The following is a 17,301-nucleotide window of genomic DNA, read 5'->3' as shown; positions in this document are numbered from 1 at the left end:
CGACCGTCAGCGAGGTCCGAGTCCTGTGCGTCCGTCGAGGAGTTCGCGGACGATGTCCAGATGGCCGGCGTGACGCGCGGTCTCCTCGATCATGTGCAGGACGATCCCGCGAAGGTCGGTGACTTCGTCCCCCAGCGGACCGGGGTGACGGCCCCGCGGAGGTGCCGACAGCGGCGTGCGGGCGATCACAGCGTCGGAGCGCCGGCACTGTTCGTCGTAGAAGGCGAAAACCGTCTCCGGCGATCGGGGCGTCGTCAACGCGGCATGGTCGTCGGGCCAGTCCAACGGCTCGACCGCCCCGGTGACGACCTCCTGGAACCAGTGCCGCTCCGCATGCCCCAGGTGTTCTATGAGCCCCAGAGGGGTCCAGCCGGAGGGCAGGACCGACGTGGTCAGAGCTTGCGTGCCGAGACCATCGACAATGGCCAGCACACTGGCTCGCTGCGCCGCGAGGAACGCCGACAGAGCCCTTTTCTCGATGCCGTCTGTGTCCATGTGCTCATGCTTCCAGCAGCCACTGACAACCGGTGCCGTGCGCGCGCCCGTGGCAGGGCCGCAGGCGGGTGTCGGCCCGCGTCCACCCGGACCGCCGCGGTGTGCCGTTGCTGCCGTCGCCCTCATCGGCCTGCGCGCCGACCTGCTTGCCGTTTGTGGGCGGGCCCTGCGGTGCCCGGCCGCTTCTTCGGTGCGGCCGGGCACCGCTCGCTGCCGCGAGCGCACCTCGGTTCAGTAGGCGACGAGGCCCCGGACCTGTGAAGTGTTGAAGACGAGCCAGAACTTGGTGCCGTCCTTCACGTCCGTGGCCGCGAGCCCCCAGGTGTTGGCATAGACGGTGCGCATGCTGTTGCAGTAATAGCCGCCGCTCGACGGCTCGAAGCAGGTCTGAACCTTCACCGTCGTGGTGATCTTCACGTTGATGTCGTTGCAGTACGACGTGGTGTACCGGTAGTTGGGGTCACTTGCGGGCCAGTGCCAGTTGTCGTCGGTGCCGGTGATGGTCTTGGCGCTGTCGTAACAGGATGTGGCCGCGGAGGCCGGTGACGCGGGGGCGAGGAGAAGCACCCCCGCCACGGCGGAGGCCGCCGCGGTGACCGCGATCATCTTTCGTCTGTTCATGATTTTCCCCCTGTCGATGTACGCACGCGGTCTCTCCGCGCCGGGAATCTGCACGCGCCCAGCGTCGCGGGGCGGAGTGCGGGCCACAACGCTGTCCAATCCTGATGCGAAAGGCCTGCTCGCATGGGAGGCGCGGCGGATCAGCGCATGCCGGAGCGCACGTCGGGGGTGCCGTTGTGCTCCAGCAGACGTAGTCCCAGGGTGGTCGTGGTGTACAAGGTGCGTGGTCCGTCCGGCACCGAGGTCGCCAGCCCGGCCTCGCAGAGCACGTTCAGGTGGTAGCTGGTGATGCTGACCGACTTGCCGGCACGACGGGCCAGTTCCCCGCACGAGTCACCGGCGGCCGCCGCCCGCAGCACGGCTGCCCGGGTGGCGCCCAGCAGGGCGGCGAGGGCGTCGCGGTCGGTGCTCTCCTGCGGAGTGCCCCACCACTGAGGAGTGTGGTGGACCGGGTAGACCACGACAGGGGGCAGCTCCGGGTCGATCCAGGTGACGGGCAGGCGCCAGCAGAACGCGGAGGGGACCAGCAGGAGCCCGCGGCCGTCGAGACGCACGTCTCGATCTTGCGGATAGTCGGCTTCCAGCACCGGATCCTGCCAGCGCAGACAGGGCCGGAGGCTGTCGAGCACGGCGGGGACACCTCCCCGCATGAACGCCCGGGCCCGCAGCGCCTGGTCGGCGGCCACCAGGGCCTCGACGCGGGGCCAGTACGGCCCGAGCACGTGTGTGTAGTAGCCGTCCAGGGCCTGGCCGAGCAGGGCCAGACCCTCACGCTCGCCCCGGACGAGCGGACCCGCCCATCGGGGCAAGGGGCCCAATGCGGTGAGTTCGCGCGTCAGACGGTCCCGCGGTGTCGACAGGACGGCGTCCAAGCCGGCCTCGATGCCGTGCTGGGCGGCGAGGGGGGTGAGCAGATCCGGGAAGTCACCCTTCGGGGGTGCGAGGGTGCGGACCAGGCCTCCGAGCCAGGGCGGGAGGGTCCGTATCCGGGCGCGGGCATCGACGCGCCATCGGTCGAACACCGCACGGCCCTCGCGGTTGCCGAGCAGGTTCGCGCTCAGTACCAGTTCCCATAACGGATCCGGTTGGGCTGCGACACGGGTCCTGCCGAGATCGGCGGCGGTGAAGTGAAATCGCAGCACACCCACGCGGTTCCCCCTTGGTCGACATTGCGCGGAGCCTCACCCGTCTACGGTGAGACCGACTCTCGACCCGTGACAATCGCTTGGCGGGCAATTGCGGCGGGCGACGGGGATCGGCCCGGGGCGGGGGCGTTGCCGCCCGTGTCACTGATCCCGGTGCGGAGCCCTCCGGGAGACGCACCGCGGGCGCCCTTCGGCGAAGCGAGGGCGCCCTGCCGTGTTCCGGTCGCTACGGCCGCGGCGTCGGGGCGTTCGCGGCCTCGACGGCTTCGACCAGCGAGGCGAGCTCCGGGTTCTTCCCCGCCTCGTCGAGCGCCTCCCGCAGGGCCGCGTCGTTGGTCGGGCGGGCCTGTTGGAGGAGTTCCAGGCCGGAGGCGGTGACGTCGGTGTAGATGCCGCGGCGGTCGGTGGGGCACAGGTACCGGGACAGCAGGCCCCGGTCCTCCAGTCGGGAGACGAGGCGGGTGGTGGCGCTCTGGCTGAGTACGACCGCGTCGGCGACCTGCTTCATCTGCAGGTGTCCGCCCTCGCCGTCGTGCTGACGGCTGAGTACGTCGAGGAGTGAGTACTCGCGGACGCTGAGGTCGTGTCCGGACTGGAGCGCGCGCTCGATACGCGTCTCGATCTTGCCGTGCAGGAGGGAGAGCGCGCCCCATCCGCTGGCGAGGGCGGTGAGGGCGGGGTCTGTGGCGGTCATCAGTCCGTATCTCCTTCCGGGGGACAGGTTCCAGGATAGGCGCGGAAAAAATTACCGGCCAGGGCTGATAGGGGGCGAGCGCAAGTATCCCTCCTGCTGTCCCGCCGGGCCCCGCCGGAGCTGTCACCTGCACCGGGGTGCGGGGTGCGGGGTGCGGGGTGCGGGGTGCGGGGTGCGGGGTGCGCGCCCCCTCTGAGACCCCGGTCATACCGCACGAGGGTTAGCTGCGCTTGCACTTATAGCGCGTCTGCAACTATTGTCTGAGCGTCTAAAGAGCTCGCTCAAGCAACTGTTGGAAGGCCGAGCCCATGCCTCTCGCACTCCTAGCCCTGGCCATCGGCGCCTTCGGAATCGGCACCACCGAATTCGTGATCATGGGGCTGCTGCCCGACATAGCCGCCACCTACGGCATCTCCATTCCCACGGCGGGCCTGCTGGTCACGGGCTACGCGCTCGGCGTCGTCGTCGGCGCGCCGCTGCTGACGGTGCTCGGCAACAAGGTGAGCCGCAAGCGGATGCTCATGCTGCTGATGGGCCTGTTCGTGCTCGGCAACATACTGTCCGCACTCGCCCCCAGCTTCGGGATGATGCTGGCCGGCCGTGTGATCACCTCGCTCGCCCACGGCTCGTTCTTCGGCCTCGGATCCGTCGTCGCCGCCGACCTCGTCGCCCCGGACAAGAAGGCCGGCGCCATCGCCACCATGTTCACCGGCCTGACGGTCGCCAACATCGTGGGCGTGCCGCTGGGCACCCTCGTCGGGCAGGCGGTCGGCTGGCGCACCACCTTCGCGATCGTCGCCGCGCTCGGCGTGATCGGACTGCTCGGCATCGTCAAGCTCGTACCCGCGACGCCCCGCCCCGAGGGCGCCCACCTGCGCCGGGAACTCACCGCCTTCCGCAACCCGCAGGTCCTGCTCGCCATGGCGATGACCGTGCTCGGTTTCGGCGGTGTCTTCGCCGCGATCACCTACATCGCGCCGATGATGACCCATGTCGCCGGTTACTCCGACGGTTCCGTCACCTGGCTCCTGGTCCTCTTCGGCATCGGCATGTTCCTCGGCAACCTGCTGGGCGGCCGGTTCGCCGACCGGGCCCTGATGCCCATGCTGTACGTCACGCTCGGCGGGCTCGCGGTCGTGCTGGCACTGTTCACGGTGTTCGCGCACGACAAGATCCTCGCCGCGCTCGCCGTCCTGCTCGTCGGTGCGCTCGGCTTCGCCACCGTGCCGCCGCTGCAGAAGCGGGTGCTCGACCAGGCGCACGGCGCGCCGACGCTGGCCTCCGCCGTCAACATCGGCGCCTTCAACCTGGGCAACGCGCTGGCCGCCTGGCTCGGCGGACTCGTGATCGCCGCCGGCTTCGGCTACACGTCCCCGAACTGGGTCGGCGCCGTCCTCGCCGCCGCCGCGCTGGGCCTGGCCCTGTGGTCCGCGGCCCTGGAGCGCCGTGCGCCCTCGGCCGGCCCGGCCGCCGCCGACGTCCCGGCCCGTACTCCCGTACACCACTGACCTCCCAGACCGCCGTCCCCATCCACTGCCGCACATCACCAAGGAGAAGCGCCATGAGCACCACCGCCCCTGCCACCGTCGTCCCGCTGACGACCGCCGACGCCGAGATCCTGATCACCGCCGCCCGCCGTGCCGCCGAGGCGGCAGGGGTCGCCGTCAGCGTCACGGTCCTGGACGCCGGTGGCCACCTGCTCGCCTTCCGCCGCGACGACCGGGCGGTCCTGATCTCCGGCGAGACCAGCACCCGCAAGGCGTACACGGCGCTCCAGCTCGACGCCCCGACCGCCGACCTGGTCGACCTGGTCAAGCCCGACGGGCCCTTCCACTCCCTGCCGACCGCGCTCGACCGGCCGCTGCTGTTCATCGCCGGTGGCATCCCCGTACACCGCGACGGCCGGCTCGTCGGTGCCATCGGCGTCGGCGGAGGCGCGCCCGAGCAGGACCACGCCTTCGCCGCCGGCGCACTCGAGGAGCTCGCCCGATGACCCGCACCCCGCAGGAGGTCTTCGCCGACCACGGCACCCGCCTCGGCACCGGCAACCTCGACCTGATCAGCCGCAATTACACCGAGGACGCGGTCTTCGTGACTCCCGACGGCGTGCTGACCGGCCGCCGGGGCGTCCGGGAGGGCATCGGCCGGCTGCTGGCCGACCTGCCCGATGCCGAGTGGCAGCTCACCCCCCGCTTCGCCGCGGACGTCCTGTTCCTGGAGTGGTCCGCGACCAGCAGTACCCACCAGGTCACCGACGGCGTCGACACCTTCGTCTTCCGCGACGGCCTCATCAGCGCCCAGACCGTCCGCTACACCCTCACCCCGCGCACCCCGTGAAGGAAGATCCGCACACCATGGCCCCCGCCACCATCCCCACCGTGACGCTGAACAACGGCGTCGAGATCCCGCAGCTCGGCTTCGGCGTCTTCCAGGTCCCCGACGACGCGACCGCCGCCGCCGTCACCGCCGCCCTCGAAACCGGCTACCGCAGCATCGACACCGCAGCCGTCTACGGCAACGAAGCCGGTGTCGGCCGCGCGCTGGCCGCCTCCGGGCTGCCCCGCGACGAGCTGTTCGTCACCACGAAGCTGTGGAACGCCGACCAGGGGTACGACGCCACCCTCCGCGCCTTCGACGCGAGCCTCGCCAAGCTCGGCCTCGACCACGTGGACCTCTACCTGATCCACTGGCCGACGCCCGCCCGAGACCTGTACCGGGAATCCTGGCGCGCCCTCGAGCGGCTCGCCGGGGAGGGGCGTATCCGCGCGGCCGGCGTCTCCAACTTCCAGCCCGGCCACCTGCTGCGGCTGATGGGCGACTCCACGCTGATCCCGGCCGTCAACCAGATCGAGCTGCACCCCGGCCTGCAGCAGGCCGGACTGCGCACCTTCCACGCCGAGCACGGAATCGCGACCGAGGCGTGGAGTCCGCTGGCCCAGGGCGCCGTCCTCGACGACCGCTCCGTCGGCGACCTGGCCGCCCGCCACGGCAAGTCCCCCGCCCAGGTCGTCCTGCGCTGGCACCTCCAGCTGGGCAACATCGTCATCCCCAAGTCGGTGACCCCGGCCCGGATCCGCGAGAACTTCGACGTCTTCGACTTCGCCCTCACGGACGAGGAGATGCGCGCCGTGGCCGCGCTCGACCGCGGCCTGCGCACCGGCCCGCACCCCGACGAGCTCAACTGAGCCGTCGTACATCCCCTCCCCGCGGGGCTCCGCTCCGGGCAGACGCCCGGAGCGGAGCCCCGTTCTGCGTCCGCCCCTTCGGGGTGAAGCGCCGCACGAGCTTGCGGAGGACGTGCTGCCGCTTTTCCCGAGGCGCCGACACGCCCAGCAAACAGCCATCGCTTGCAATTGCCCGCGTATGCAAGTATTGTTTTCGCATGTAAGGCGTGTGTGCAAGCGAATGCGGGTTCACGCCCGCGCTGCACCGCGACACCCCCACACGTACAAGCAAAGGCACTGTCATGTCGCTCAAGAAGATCCTCCCCGGCCGCCTCGGCTTCGGCACCGCCCCGCTCGGCAACATGTTCCGCGCGATCCCCGACGACGAGGCCCGCGCCACCGTCGAAGCGGCCTGGGACCACGGCATCCGCTTCTACGACACCGCCCCCTTCTACGGCGCCGGCCTCGCCGAGACCCGCCTCGGCGAGGTCCTGTCGGCCAAGCCCCGCGACTCCTACGTCCTGTCCACCAAGGTCGGCCGGGTCATCCTCGACGAGCACGAGAGTGCCGCCCGCGATCTCGGCGAGAAGGGCGGCCTGTTCGAGCACGGCAACCCGAACAAGATCGTCCACGAATGGACCGCCGAGGCCACCGAGCGCTCCGTCGAGGACAGCCTCAGGCGCCTGGGCACCGACCGCCTCGACATCGTCTGGGTCCACGACATCGCCCAGGACTTCCACGGCGACCTGTGGCTCCAGAAGTTCGAGGAAGCCCGCACCGGCGCCTTCCGCGTCCTGTCCCGGCTGCGCGACGAGGGCGTCATCAAGGCCTGGGGCCTCGGCGTCAACCGCACCGAGCCCATCGAGCTGACCCTCGCCCTCGACGAGCCCCGCCCCGACGGCTTCCTGCTCGCCGGCCGCTACACCCTCCTCGACCACGACCACGCCCTCCAGCGCCTGCTGCCCATGGCCCAGGAACAGGGCGTCGACATGGTCGTCGGCGGTCCCTACAGCTCCGGCATCCTGGCCGGCGGCACCCACTTCGAGTACCAGCAGGCGCCGGCCGAGATCGTCGAGCGGGTCGGCAGGCTGAAGGCCCTGGCCGAGAAGCACGGCGTGAGCATCAAGGCCGCCGCCCTGCAGTTCTCCCTCGCCCACCCGGCGGCCGCCGCCGTCATTCCCGGCGCCACCCGCCCCAGCCGCATCGCCGAGGACACCGCGGCCCTGGACGAGAGGGTCCCGGCCGCGTTCTGGACCGACCTGCGCGCCGCCGGCCTCGTCAGCGCCGCCGCCCCGCTCCCGAACAACGCCTGACCCCGCCCCCCGAGCTCCGCTCCCCAGGAAAGAAGACCATGGCCTCCACCTCCGTCTCCCGCGTCGTCCCCGCCTCCCCCCATCGGGTCTGGGATCTCATCGGCGGCTTCGACGCCCTCCCCGACTGGCTCCCCTACATCACCGAGAGCACCGCGCTCGAAGGCGGCCGGGTCCGCCGTCTGACCAACCCGGACGGCGACGCCATCGTCGAGCGTCTGGTCGCCTTCGACGAGGCCGCGCGTCACTACAGCTACGCCATCCTCGAGGCGCCGTTCCCGGTCACGGGTTACCTCTCCACCCTCCGCGTCCACCCGGTCGCCGGCCGGGACGACGTCGCCGAGGTCCAGTGGTCCGGCCGCTTCACCCCCGACGGCATCACGGACGCCGAGGCCGAGGACCTGTTCGCGGGCATCTACCGTGACGGCCTCGACGCCCTCCACCAGGCACTGTCCGCCTGACCCGAGGCCGCCCCGCCCACAGCCGCGGCGTCGGCGAACCGCACGGCCCGGACACGCGACACGCGTGCCCGGGCCGCGATCCGTCCGAACCGGCTTGCCGGGGCGATCGCCGAGTACGGCGAGGACGGCTCAATGCCCGTCGGTGATCACCTGGTTGGCCGGAATCCAGTACCCGGCGAGTTCCGCCGAGGTGATCCGCACCATCGACCGGCCGTTCACGACCGCCCGGCGGTCGAACTGGAGCGTGTGCGGCGCGGAGTACTTCAGGGTCTTGAGCGTCCCCGCCACGCCGTTGGTGCCGAAGTCGACCGCCTCGGCGGACGCGTTCGCCGCGACCGTGAGCGTGCGCGGCACCTTGTAGGTGACGCCGACGTGCTCACCGCGCAGGAACGCCTTCGGGTAGGACTCCCCGATCCAGTAGCCCTTGTACGCTCCGGCACTGATCCGGTACCAGACGCCCGCGCCCTGGATGCGTCGACGCATGTCGGTCGGTGCCTGGGTGGCCCGGGTGAAGGTGACCTTCTTGGTGCTGAGGATCTTGTCCGCCTTGGCCTTCAGCCAGCTGCCGTCGGGCTTGGTGTCCGGCTTGTACAGGGTGTGCGTGCCGGCGGCTATGGCGATCACCGAGCCGGACTTCACGCCCGGCGGGACGTCCTCGATCAGCATGTCCAGCTGGTGGGCGAAGACCGAGCTGTTCGTCTGCCAGTTCAGCTGCTGCCAGAGCGTGATGTGGTGGTGGTGATAGGTGTTCGCCGGAATCCGGTGCGTCTGGCAGTAGTACGAGAACCAGCGCGGGTTGCGCAGCAGGGTGAAGTACCGGGCGATCGTCGTGCAGCCGCCGTCGTACAGCTGGGCGGCGAGCTCGTTCCCGGTCAGCTGGTGGTAGTCCCAGACGCCGAACAGGGCGAAGATCATGCCGTTGTAGGTGTAGTCGCCGGTGCCGGCCGTCTTGAACGGGTACTCCTGGATCCACAGGTAGCCCGCCCTGTCCTTGTTCACCACCCAAGGGTTGTTGTTGTCGGCGCGCAGCAGCGAGGCGAAGGCGCCGTCGGCGGCCGTCCGGTACAGGGCCCGCTCGTCCTCGCCGAGCCCGTCCTCCAGAGCGGCGAGCTGGGCGAAGAGGCTGATCGCCTCGCCCTGGGCCATGCCGGAGTACCACGGCGCCTTGTAGACGACACCGCTGTGCTCGGCGTGGGTGAAGTCGAACGGGTACGGGAAGTACCAGGCGCCGCGGGTCTCGACCCGCTTGGCGATCAGCCGGTCGGCCTGGGCCCTGGCGCGATCGAGGAACACGGCCTTGCGGGTCGGGTCGGTCTCGACGCGGTAGCTGGCGATGCAGCCCAGACCGAACTGGATCTGACCCACGGGGTGGTCGTAGGACTTCCCGTCGGCCGTGAACTTCATGTACACGCCGTCGGCGTTCAGGTGGTAGTCCCCCGACGAGAGGTTCGCGCCGGCCCAGGTCGTGGGCCGGTTTCGCCACGGACGCATGGCCTCCGGCAGATCGGGGACGATCTGGTAGCCGGCCTTCTGGAACTCGAACGGCAGGGTGGTCGGGACGTCCGTCTCGGTCGGCGCGCCGACCGCGTACGGCATCCGGAGGCCTGCGCTCGGCGCGCTGACGGTGCCGCCCTCCAGCGGGTCCGGCAGCTCCGGCACGGGTATGGACTCCCCGCCCGACCCGGACGGCAGGCTCAGCGCGATCGACCGCGGCATGTTGGCGAACGGGTCGACGGGCGCGGGCGACTCGAAGACTCCGGTCGCCATCGCGGTGACGGCCCCGCCCCCCGCGACCGCCACCCCCGCGGCGCCGCCACCGGCCAGCCGGATGAACCGTCTCCGGCCGATTTCGGCACGTCTCTTGCCAGCCATGACTCTGGACCCCCCCAGGAGTGTTGATCAGCGGCGATGGATGAACGGTGCTGATCAGCGATGTGGGGAGCCTATGTGAACTCAGTGAGTTTCTGTGATGGTCCGGAAGGGTTCAACTGATATGAGCGAAGTGAGGGTTGCGACATATCGGGGTGTCACGGGACGCATCCTCGACGCCGGAGAGCGGCCGTGTCGAAAATGTGATCTCGCCACGGGGGTTGTCGCGGCCGCGTCACTGGTGACGCTCGGCAGGCCTGCGGTGTGGGGCTCCGCAGGGCACGGTGCCCCACATCGCAGGAGGCGCCTCCTGCGGCGGGCGACGACGGCGCCGAGGTCCTGGCGCCGCGCCCCGCCGCCCTCGCTGCCGTCGTCGAAGAGCCAGGCGAGGCTAGGAGGTGATCAGCGTCTGCGCTGTCTGCGTGGTGAGGGTTCCGGTGGCCGCGTCGAAGATACGTGCCGCGCTCGCCCCGTCGGAGGAGACGCCGCGCAGGTCCGGGGTGCCGTCGCCGTTGAGGTCGGCGGCCTGCAGGACCGGAAGGGTCGCGGAGTCGTATCCGCTGTCCGCGAGCTGAAGGGGAGTGACCGGGTTGCCGAGGGCGAGTTCCTGGAGTTGCTGTGGGGTGTAGTAGTACAGCGCGCCCGTGGAGGTGTTGCGGGCGAACAGGGCGGGCAGCCCGTCGACGAGGCTGGAGGTGATGCTCCAGCCGGTCCAGTCTCCGGTGCCGGTGGGGTTGGTGCCGCCCAGCGGCAGCGCGGCGTCGACGGGGTCGAAGACGCCGGGGGCGGGGTTGGCGGCCGCGTCCCACAGCTGTCCGCCCACGATCAGGAGCAGGTCGGGATAGCCGGTGGAGGGTTCGCCGTTGAGGGTGTGGTACAGGTCGCCGCCGCTGGCGATGCTGGTCGCCTTGTTCCCGGAGCTGTCGGTGAAGACGAGGGACGACACGTTGGCCTCGTGGCCGCTGGTGGGCAGGAGGGGCGAGCCGTCGCCGCTGCCGAACAGCACCGTGCCGCTACCGGTGGCCGGGTCGTAGGCCAGGACGTCGTTGAAGCCCGCGCCCGTGTGGAAGTGTCCGGTGACGACCTGGATGCCGTCCCAGTCCGCCGATGAGCCCGCGGAGTCGGCGCCAGTGCCCTGCGTGCCGATATCGGTGGCGTCGGTGTCGAGTTGCCCGTCGGCCGTGCCGCGAGCCAGCCACAGCCCGCTGGGCAGACCTGCCTGGCCGCCCACCGTGATCAGGTCGGGGATGCCGTCGCCGGTCAGGTCGCCGTCGTGAGCGGTGGCCGCGGGGGCGGCGCTGAAGACGCAGCGCGTGGTGTCGCCGATGCTGCCGTCGGCCGAGACTGCGGTGACATCCAGCAGGCTCGCGCCCCCGGTGGGGGTGATGCTGATGGTGGTGCCGGACCCGGTGGCGGTCACGGAGAGCGGTGCCGCGCCGTCGACTTGGTAGCGATAGCCGGCCGTCGTGCTGTCGGAGGCCTGAGGCACCAGGGTGAAGGTGGCCGGGATTCCGACCTGGTAAGAGGTCGGGCTGGCGTCGTCACCGCAGTTGTGTCCGGAGGCGTCGATGATGACCGGGGCACCGGGCCGGCCGGCCGGGGTCTTGGTCGAGGTCTGCGGCTTGCCGAGCGGCAGTCGTGATGACGCGGTCGCAGGTGTGGCGTAGGCGTCCGTCGCCGTGCCGGACAGGGACATCGCGCTGAGCGCGGCAGTCAGTGTCGCGCTCAGCGCACTGCTGAGCAGGGTGGATCTCACCGTCGGGTACTCCCAGGTCTGGTCGTTCATGATCATTTCGCTGGCGCCTCAGTGGACAGCCTTTTCGGCCTTCCCGGCAGGGCTGATTGCTGGCGTTATGACCTGGGATTTCTGGATAGTGACTGAAAATTTGCCAGCTCTTGGCGTCAAGTTATGCCCGAGGCGCCCGAGTTGATCAATTTCTCGTGCGGGTTGCGGGTTGCGGGTTGCGGGTTGCGGGTTGCGGGTTGCGGCTGCTGCTCGGCCGAGCGGCGGTGCCGCGAATCCTGTCTGGGTGCAGGCCGGGCCGGCCCTGCTCTCGTCAGGCCCTGTGCACCGGTTCCTGGAGTTCGGTGACCCACTCGTCCTGGTTGTCGGGGCATTCCAGGTTGATCTCCCGGGGGTAGCCGGCCGAGCGGTAGCCGTTGGCGTCGATCCAGCGGCCGAGGGTCTGGACGGTGGGCAGGACGGTCTCCATCGAGCCGCGGTGCACGACGGTCGCCGCCTGCTCGACGGGCGGCAGGTCCACGATCCGCAGCCCGTCGTCCTCGCCGAGGGGCGCGGAGACCTCGACGCCCGCGTGGACGAGGATCCCGCCGTCCGACGCGTCCTCGTAGTAGGCGACCCCTGGCCCGGACGGAGCGATGCCCGCCGCCGTCAGACGCCGGAACAGCTCGCCGTAGAGCGGCTGGATGACCGGGCCGATGGTGTCGAAGTCCGTTGTGATCGCGGTCAGTTCGGCCAGCCGGACGGTCGGCAGGCTTTTCAGTACGACCTCGTTGCCGGGCATCTGCCCCTCGCTCTCGATGGAGCGGAGCCTCGCCTCGACCTGGGCCAGCCGGGCCGCCGCGGCCGTCATCGCGGCCTCCAGCTCGGCGCGTCGCAGCCGGAGCATGGCGCGCAGCTCCTCGGTGGTCACCTTCTCGTCCAGGATCGCCTGGACCTGTCGGAGGGTGAAGCCGAGGTCCTTGAGCGCGATGACGCGGTTGAGGCGGGCCAACTGGGCGGCCGTGTAGTGGCGGTAGCCGGTGGCGGGGTCGACGTGGGCCGGGCGCAGCAGGCCGGTCGCGTCGTAGTGACGCAGCATCCGGACCGAGACGCGGCCGTGCCGGGCGAAGTCTCCGATGGTGAACATGATGTCTCCGAGTTGACGGCCTGACACGGTGTGAGGGTCAAGAACCCGGTTTCCGGGTCTCGTACGTCGGCCGGATGCCCGGTGGCTGCCCGGGGAGGCGGGTCCGGGTGGCGCGGACAGCCGCTGAAGGCGGGCGACGGCTACGGAAGGTCCGCGGCGCGCTGGTCGTCGACGAGTGCGCGAAAGGTCTCGGCGGGGTCGTCGTCCAGTCGCGGGAGGCTGCCGTTGAGCTGCAGGGTGGCGAAGCCGTGGGCCAGCGACCAGGCGGCCAGCGCGGCGCGCTGGACATCGGGGCCGCGCCTGGCGGCAGGGAGGTCCTCGACCCCTGAGCGCAGCGCGCGGGAGGCGTGCTCCTTGGCGGCGGTGAGTTGCGGGTCGTCGCCGTGGAGCAACTGGGGCTGGAACATCACCGCGAAGTGGGCCGGATGGTTCAGGGCGAACTCCACGTACCGCACGCCCATTTCGCGCAGCCGGTTCGGGGTGCCGGCCGGCACCGTGGCCAGAGCGGCAGCCAGCAGCTCGAAACCCTCCGTGGCGATCGCGGTCAGCAGCCCGGCTCTGTCCTTGAAATGGTGGGCGGGGGCGGCGTGCGAGACCTCGGCGCGGCGCGCGAGGTCGCGGAGGCTGATCGCGCCGACGCCGTCGCTCGCGATGACCTCGAGCGTGGCGGAGAGGATGGCTCGGCGCAGATCTCCGTGGTGGTAAGTGCGTGTTGCGGCCATGGACGGCAGGTTATCCCATATCTAGTCGCCGACAAGTAGTCATTGACAAGATGGCGAGAGCGGCGCAATCTGGTCGATGTCAAGTTCCTGTTGGATGCGCGACAGCGACAGCGGAGGAAGCGGCATGACGCACAGTCTGAGCACGGTCCGGCAGATGTGGCAGTTACTGGAGCCCGTACACGCCACGCTCTACTACGCGCCGGAGGCGTTCGAGGAGGCCGCGGCGCTCGGCTACGCCACCGACGAGCGCTGGCCGAGCTACTTCGCCTACCGCGCCGCGCCCCTCGGCCCGGCCGGTCCGCAGCTGGTGAACGCCCTCTTCTACAGCTTCCGGCCGCAGATGGTGCGGCGCTACACCGCGAAAGCCTGGCTCACCGCCGCACCCGAGCGTGTCCTGGAGGCCCGCGGCGCGGGAGTGGACCGCGCGCTGCGCAGGCTCCTCGGCGACCGGATCGGCTCGCTGGAGCTGCGCGAGGCCGCGGACCTGGCCCGCCGCACCGCCGAGGCCGCGGACACCGCGGGCCGACCCCTGGCCGCCGCCAACTCCGCGCTGTCCTGGCCCGACGAGCCGCACATGGTGCTCTGGCAGGCCGCCACCATCCTGCGCGAGCACCGCGGCGACGGTCACATCGCCGCCCTCCAGGCCCACGGCATCGGTCCCACCGAGTCCCTGGTGTCGCACGCCGCCGTCGGCGCCGCTCCGCAGGAGGTGTTCAGCAGCAGGCAATGGACCGACGAGGAGTGGAGCGCGGCCCGCGAACGCCTCGCCGCCCGCGGCCTGGTGCGAGCCGACGGCACGGCCGCCGACGAGGGACTCCGGCTCCGTACCGCGGTCGAGAAGCTCACCGACGAGCTCGCGGCCGCACCCTGGGACGCGCTCACGCCCGGCGAAACGGCCCGGCTGGCCGAACTGCTCGTGCCGCCGGTACTGGACATCGTCGGCACCGGGCTCCTCCCGCAGCAGAGCACCCTCGGCATCGGCCAGAAGTACGACTACGAGTGACGGGCGGTGTGCGCGACACCCCGCGAGGACCGGGACCCGGCCTCGGCGGAGGACCTGGAGCGGTTCGAGGCCGACGTGCCGGCCGGCTTCGCGCCGGACAGGGCGTCGGCGGGGCTGTCGGACGGCGCGATCCGCGGGGACGTCGGGCGTCCGGGTCCGGTCGAGGCGCACCTTCACGAGGCGGCCGCCTGGATCCATCGCCCTGGGTTCACGGCGAACTCGGACGAAAAACGCCTGTTCGCGTCCCGAACCGTGCGAGATCATGCCAGGCATGATCGAACGTGAGTTCGCGATCCGGGTGGCTCAGGAAGATCTGGACCGCAGGTTCCCGGGGCGGCTGGTGGTCACCGGGGCGGAGGAGCACGAACTCGTCTGGATCGTCCACTACCGGACGGCGGAGTACCTGCGTACGGGCGACGCAGGTCGGCTCCTGGGCGGCAATGGCCCCTACCTGGTGGATCGCCTCGACGGGAGCCTTCACCGGATCGGGCCGGTGGCCGCTGCGACCGGCGAGTGGGAGCTGGACCACCGGACCCGCATCAGGAAGACGGCCACCCGGACCGCGGTGGACGACCTGCACGAGGAGATCCGCCGGGCAGCGGTGGCCCACGGGCGAATCATCGCCATGCACATACTGCGACAGCAGGTCCCGACGCTGACCCACGCACAGGTCATCGAATACGTCACCGCCCTGCAGGTCGGCACGGCGCCGGGGCACCTGGTGGACATCGCCACCGGCATCCTCGTGCCGCCCCTCGATCCTGCCCTCGGCGTCCGCACGATCCGCGGCGCGGACTCCACCCGGGATCCGGAGTGGACCGACGAAGGTGGCCCCGCGCCCGGCCGCGGCAGGGTGGTGTGCGGCCGGCCGGTGGGTCGTCCGGCAGGCCGGCCGCGCGGATCGGAGTGCGTGTCGGCGCGTCAGCTTGTGGGGACGGCGGCGTTCATCTCCCACATCAGCACCTCGGCGCCGTCGGGGCCCGCGGTGATGCGCTGGCCCTCCGCGCCGGTGATCCGGACCGTGTCGCCGGTGGCCAGCGCTCCCGCGCCCTCCAGCGCGGCGCTGCCGCGGGCCACGAAGAGGTGGGCGAAGGGAGCGGTGACGATCTGGAGGGTCTCGTCGGGGCGGATGCGGGCGACGTGAAGGGCGGCGTGCTTCTGCCGGATGCCGATCGCGCGCTGGTCGGAGTGCTGCGGCATGCCGGAGGCCAGGGTGGTCCAGTCGCCGCGGGCGAGTTCGTCGTTGACGTCGAGCTGCTCGTAGCCGGGCTTGATGCCGGCCTCGTCGGGGATCACCCACATCTGGATGAAGTGAACGGGGTCTTGGTGGGCGGGCTCACCGGTGAGGGTCCACGAGTCGTTCTTCTCGCTGTGGAGGATGCCGGTGCCGGCGCTCATCCGCTGGGCGAGGCCCGGGTAGATCACCCCGTTGTGGCCTTCGGAGTCCTGGTGGACGAGGCCGCCGTCGAGGACCCAGGTGATGATCTCCATGTCCCGGTGGGGGTGGGTGTCGAATCCGGTGCCCGGCGCGACGACGTCGTCATTGGAGACCAGCAGCAGTCCGAAGTGAGTGTTCTTGGGATCCCAGTGGCGGGAGAACGAGAAGGAGTGCCGGGAGTCGAGCCAGCCGGCGCGAGTGTGGAAGCGCTCATCGGCACGTCGGACGTCGAGGAGGGAGGCCATGAGGATGTCCTTGCTGTTCGTGCGGCCGGGGAAGCGGCCCTCGGCTTGTAGTTGAAAGTTATACAACATTGCGGCTCCGGACATTCCCGTCCCCTGCGGGACTCGTCCGCCCCTGTGCGGACAGGGGGGTGTCGCGCGGGCCGGCAGCCTGCTGCCGGGGTACTGGGAGGGCACGCCTTCAAGGTGGCCACTCGGCTTCCTCTGCTGCGGCATCGCCGAGCGGCACACTCCACCGTGAAGTCCGGGAGGAAGGGAAGCGATGACCAGCACGCACGGCAACGCGCAGCCGGACCGGTCGGCCCAGGAGGCGGAGCGGAACCGCATCAAGGACCGGTATCTGCGGCCGAAGGGGCAGCGGCCCGCCTCGTCCGCTCGCGGCCTGCACCATACCGCCCTGATCAGCGGCGATGTCGAGCGGACGATTCGCTTCTACCAGGAAGTGCTGGAGTTCCCGCTCACCGAGCTGATCGAGAACCGTGACTACCCCGGTTCGTCGCACTTCTTCTTCGACATCGGCAACGGCAACCTGCTCGCCTTCTTCGATTTCCCCGGGCTCGACGTGGGTCCGTACGCCGAGGTGCTGGGTGGCCTGCACCACGTGGCGATCTCGGTCGATCCGGACCGCTGGCGCCACCTGTGCGACAACCTCACCCGGGCCGGCATCGACCACGCGGTGCACAGCGAGGTGTCGGTGTACTTCCGGGACCCCGATGGTGCCCGCGTCGAACTCATCGCAGATCCACTCGGTGAGATGTACGGCAACAAGGTGCTGTGACCCGCGCGCTCGGGGCTGTCCTGCCCGCACGTCGCCTGCCCCGGTCGCTGTCCGCCGCGTGAGAACCGCTTCGCGGGCGGCGGGTGGGCGGGTTGTCGGCTGCCGTGGGAATGGGTTCGCGCTGGATGGTGTTAGCGTGGTTGAACATTCAACGAACCCGGGTCTTTCTGTGGCCCGGGCGACCTCCCTGGGAGCAGACAGATCATGGGCCTCTTCGGACGCAAGAACAGCGCAGTCCAGACCGCCGCCGCGTCGCCGACCGCCGCCGTGGCCCCGGCTCTCGCCGCCGTGACGGGTGACTACACCATCGACCCGGCGCACTCCGCGCTCGGCTTCGTCGCCCGGCACGCCATGGTCACCAACGTCAAGGGCAAGTTCAACGACTTCACCGGCGGCCTGCACCTGGACGGCCGTGACCCCGCCGCCTCCACGGCGTCCATCGACGTCAAGATGGACAGCATCGACACCGGCTCCGCGGACCGCGACGGC

General features: G+C 70.6%; 18 protein-coding genes and 1 pseudogene. 10 read left to right on the top strand and 9 right to left on the bottom strand.

Features of this window, described 5'->3' with window-relative positions:
* Positions 1-6: 6 nt before the first annotated feature.
* The 4 genes from ACZ60B_RS21195 to ACZ60B_RS21180 all read right to left on the bottom strand — a co-directional run bounded on the left by ACZ60B_RS21195 (position 7) and on the right by ACZ60B_RS21180 (position 2,955).
* On the bottom strand, positions 7-495 hold the full coding sequence (locus tag ACZ60B_RS21195) for a DinB family protein (RefSeq protein WP_469389121.1): 489 nt from the start codon (positions 493-495) through the stop codon (positions 7-9).
* 231 nt (positions 496-726) lie between these two features.
* Positions 727-1,116 carry a hypothetical protein gene (locus tag ACZ60B_RS21190; RefSeq protein ID WP_469389119.1) on the bottom strand — a complete coding sequence of 130 codons (390 nt, stop codon included), beginning with the start codon at positions 1,114-1,116 and terminating at the stop codon, positions 727-729.
* 140 nt (positions 1,117-1,256) lie between these two features.
* The gene (locus tag ACZ60B_RS21185; RefSeq protein ID WP_469389117.1) at positions 1,257-2,264 is read right to left on the bottom strand and encodes a helix-turn-helix domain-containing protein; all 1,008 of its coding nucleotides are present in this window, start codon (positions 2,262-2,264) and stop codon (positions 1,257-1,259) included.
* 223 nt (positions 2,265-2,487) lie between these two features.
* Complete coding sequence (locus ACZ60B_RS21180) at positions 2,488-2,955, bottom strand: MarR family winged helix-turn-helix transcriptional regulator (RefSeq protein WP_469389114.1); 468 nt, start codon at positions 2,953-2,955, stop codon at positions 2,488-2,490.
* Positions 2,956-3,263: 308 nt separating this feature from the next.
* Here ACZ60B_RS21180 and ACZ60B_RS21175 point away from each other — a divergent pair, with 308 nt between their 5' ends.
* The 6 genes from ACZ60B_RS21175 to ACZ60B_RS21150 all read left to right on the top strand — a co-directional run bounded on the left by ACZ60B_RS21175 (position 3,264) and on the right by ACZ60B_RS21150 (position 7,890).
* The gene (locus tag ACZ60B_RS21175) at positions 3,264-4,463 is read left to right on the top strand and encodes an MFS transporter (RefSeq protein WP_469389112.1); all 1,200 of its coding nucleotides are present in this window, start codon (positions 3,264-3,266) and stop codon (positions 4,461-4,463) included.
* A gap of 53 nt (positions 4,464-4,516) precedes the next feature.
* The gene (locus ACZ60B_RS21170) at positions 4,517-4,948 is read left to right on the top strand and encodes a GlcG/HbpS family heme-binding protein (RefSeq protein WP_469389110.1); all 432 of its coding nucleotides are present in this window, start codon (positions 4,517-4,519) and stop codon (positions 4,946-4,948) included.
* The gene (locus ACZ60B_RS21165) at positions 4,945-5,292 is read left to right on the top strand and encodes a nuclear transport factor 2 family protein (RefSeq protein ID WP_469389108.1); all 348 of its coding nucleotides are present in this window, start codon (positions 4,945-4,947) and stop codon (positions 5,290-5,292) included. The genes ACZ60B_RS21170 and ACZ60B_RS21165 overlap by 4 nt, the downstream gene beginning before the upstream one ends.
* 17 nt (positions 5,293-5,309) lie before the next feature.
* A complete protein-coding gene (locus tag ACZ60B_RS21160) occupies positions 5,310-6,140 on the top strand; it encodes an aldo/keto reductase (RefSeq protein WP_469389106.1) in 831 nt (276 codons plus the stop codon).
* Positions 6,141-6,421: 281 nt separating this feature from the next.
* Positions 6,422-7,432, top strand: coding sequence for an aldo/keto reductase (locus ACZ60B_RS21155; RefSeq protein ID WP_469389104.1), 1,011 nt, complete (start codon positions 6,422-6,424; stop codon positions 7,430-7,432).
* A gap of 38 nt (positions 7,433-7,470) precedes the next feature.
* Positions 7,471-7,890 (top strand): SRPBCC family protein, encoded by a 420-nt coding sequence (locus ACZ60B_RS21150; protein ID WP_469389102.1) that lies wholly within the window; start codon positions 7,471-7,473, stop codon positions 7,888-7,890.
* 129 nt (positions 7,891-8,019) lie between these two features.
* Here the strand turns inward: ACZ60B_RS21150 and ACZ60B_RS21145 are convergent, their stop codons facing one another.
* The 4 genes from ACZ60B_RS21145 to ACZ60B_RS21130 form a co-directional block, all read right to left on the bottom strand.
* Positions 8,020-9,762, bottom strand: a complete 1,743-nt coding sequence (locus ACZ60B_RS21145; protein ID WP_469389100.1) for a D-glucuronyl C5-epimerase family protein — start codon at positions 9,760-9,762, stop codon at positions 8,020-8,022.
* A 388-nt stretch (positions 9,763-10,150) separates the two neighbouring features.
* Entirely contained in the window at positions 10,151-11,545 is a 1,395-nt protein-coding gene (locus ACZ60B_RS21140) for a hypothetical protein (protein WP_469389098.1), read from the bottom strand.
* Positions 11,546-11,816: 271 nt separating this feature from the next.
* Positions 11,817-12,629 (bottom strand): MerR family transcriptional regulator, encoded by an 813-nt coding sequence (locus tag ACZ60B_RS21135; protein WP_469389096.1) that lies wholly within the window; start codon positions 12,627-12,629, stop codon positions 11,817-11,819.
* A 140-nt stretch (positions 12,630-12,769) separates the two neighbouring features.
* A complete protein-coding gene (locus ACZ60B_RS21130) occupies positions 12,770-13,351 on the bottom strand; it encodes a TetR/AcrR family transcriptional regulator (RefSeq protein WP_469389094.1) in 582 nt (193 codons plus the stop codon).
* A 124-nt stretch (positions 13,352-13,475) separates the two neighbouring features.
* On the opposite strand from ACZ60B_RS21130, the gene ACZ60B_RS21125 reads away from it, so the two are divergent.
* Positions 13,476-14,354, top strand: coding sequence for an SCO6745 family protein (locus tag ACZ60B_RS21125; RefSeq protein WP_469389092.1), 879 nt, complete (start codon positions 13,476-13,478; stop codon positions 14,352-14,354).
* 262 nt (positions 14,355-14,616) lie between these two features.
* A pseudogene (locus tag ACZ60B_RS21120) lies at positions 14,617-14,862 on the top strand (YrhB domain-containing protein); the annotation flags it as partial.
* Between the two features lie 413 nt (positions 14,863-15,275).
* On the opposite strand, the gene ACZ60B_RS21115 reads toward ACZ60B_RS21120, so the two are convergent.
* Entirely contained in the window at positions 15,276-16,037 is a 762-nt protein-coding gene (locus ACZ60B_RS21115; RefSeq protein WP_469389329.1) for a pirin family protein, read from the bottom strand.
* Positions 16,038-16,296: 259 nt separating this feature from the next.
* Between ACZ60B_RS21115 and ACZ60B_RS21110 the strand changes: the two genes are divergently transcribed.
* Positions 16,297-16,812: a VOC family protein gene (locus ACZ60B_RS21110; protein WP_469389090.1), complete on the top strand. Its 516-nt coding sequence runs from the start codon at positions 16,297-16,299 to the stop codon at positions 16,810-16,812.
* Positions 16,813-17,016: 204 nt separating this feature from the next.
* Positions 17,017-17,301, top strand: a 285-nt coding sequence (locus ACZ60B_RS21105; RefSeq protein ID WP_469389088.1) for a YceI family protein, incomplete at its 3' end; no start/stop codon positions are given.

Source organism: Streptomyces sp. NPDC104096 (assembly GCF_055584385.1).
This window is presented reverse-complemented; position numbering and strand designations above follow the sequence as displayed.

Bases quoted from the DNA above. Each gene is read 5' to 3' on its own strand.
- ACZ60B_RS21150 (WP_469389102.1), top strand. From the start codon at position 7,471: ATGGCCTCCACCTCCGTCTCCCGCGTCGTCCCCGCCTCCCCCCATCGG.
- ACZ60B_RS21195 (WP_469389121.1), bottom strand. From the start codon at position 495: ATGGACACAGACGGCATCGAGAAAAGGGCTCTGTCGGCGTTCCTCGCG.
- ACZ60B_RS21135 (WP_469389096.1), bottom strand. From the start codon at position 12,629: ATGTTCACCATCGGAGACTTCGCCCGGCACGGCCGCGTCTCGGTCCGG.
- ACZ60B_RS21110 (WP_469389090.1), top strand. From the start codon at position 16,297: ATGACCAGCACGCACGGCAACGCGCAGCCGGACCGGTCGGCCCAGGAG.
- ACZ60B_RS21115 (WP_469389329.1), bottom strand. From the start codon at position 16,037: ATGGCCTCCCTCCTCGACGTCCGACGTGCCGATGAGCGCTTCCACACT.
- ACZ60B_RS21160 (WP_469389106.1), top strand. From the start codon at position 5,310: ATGGCCCCCGCCACCATCCCCACCGTGACGCTGAACAACGGCGTCGAG.
- ACZ60B_RS21180 (WP_469389114.1), bottom strand. From the start codon at position 2,955: ATGACCGCCACAGACCCCGCCCTCACCGCCCTCGCCAGCGGATGGGGC.
- ACZ60B_RS21125 (WP_469389092.1), top strand. From the start codon at position 13,476: ATGACGCACAGTCTGAGCACGGTCCGGCAGATGTGGCAGTTACTGGAG.
- ACZ60B_RS21130 (WP_469389094.1), bottom strand. From the start codon at position 13,351: ATGGCCGCAACACGCACTTACCACCACGGAGATCTGCGCCGAGCCATC.
- ACZ60B_RS21190 (WP_469389119.1), bottom strand. From the start codon at position 1,116: ATGAACAGACGAAAGATGATCGCGGTCACCGCGGCGGCCTCCGCCGTG.
- ACZ60B_RS21165 (WP_469389108.1), top strand. From the start codon at position 4,945: ATGACCCGCACCCCGCAGGAGGTCTTCGCCGACCACGGCACCCGCCTC.
- ACZ60B_RS21145 (WP_469389100.1), bottom strand. From the start codon at position 9,762: ATGGCTGGCAAGAGACGTGCCGAAATCGGCCGGAGACGGTTCATCCGG.
- ACZ60B_RS21155 (WP_469389104.1), top strand. From the start codon at position 6,422: ATGTCGCTCAAGAAGATCCTCCCCGGCCGCCTCGGCTTCGGCACCGCC.
- ACZ60B_RS21140 (WP_469389098.1), bottom strand. From the start codon at position 11,545: ATGAACGACCAGACCTGGGAGTACCCGACGGTGAGATCCACCCTGCTC.
- ACZ60B_RS21170 (WP_469389110.1), top strand. From the start codon at position 4,517: ATGAGCACCACCGCCCCTGCCACCGTCGTCCCGCTGACGACCGCCGAC.
- ACZ60B_RS21175 (WP_469389112.1), top strand. From the start codon at position 3,264: ATGCCTCTCGCACTCCTAGCCCTGGCCATCGGCGCCTTCGGAATCGGC.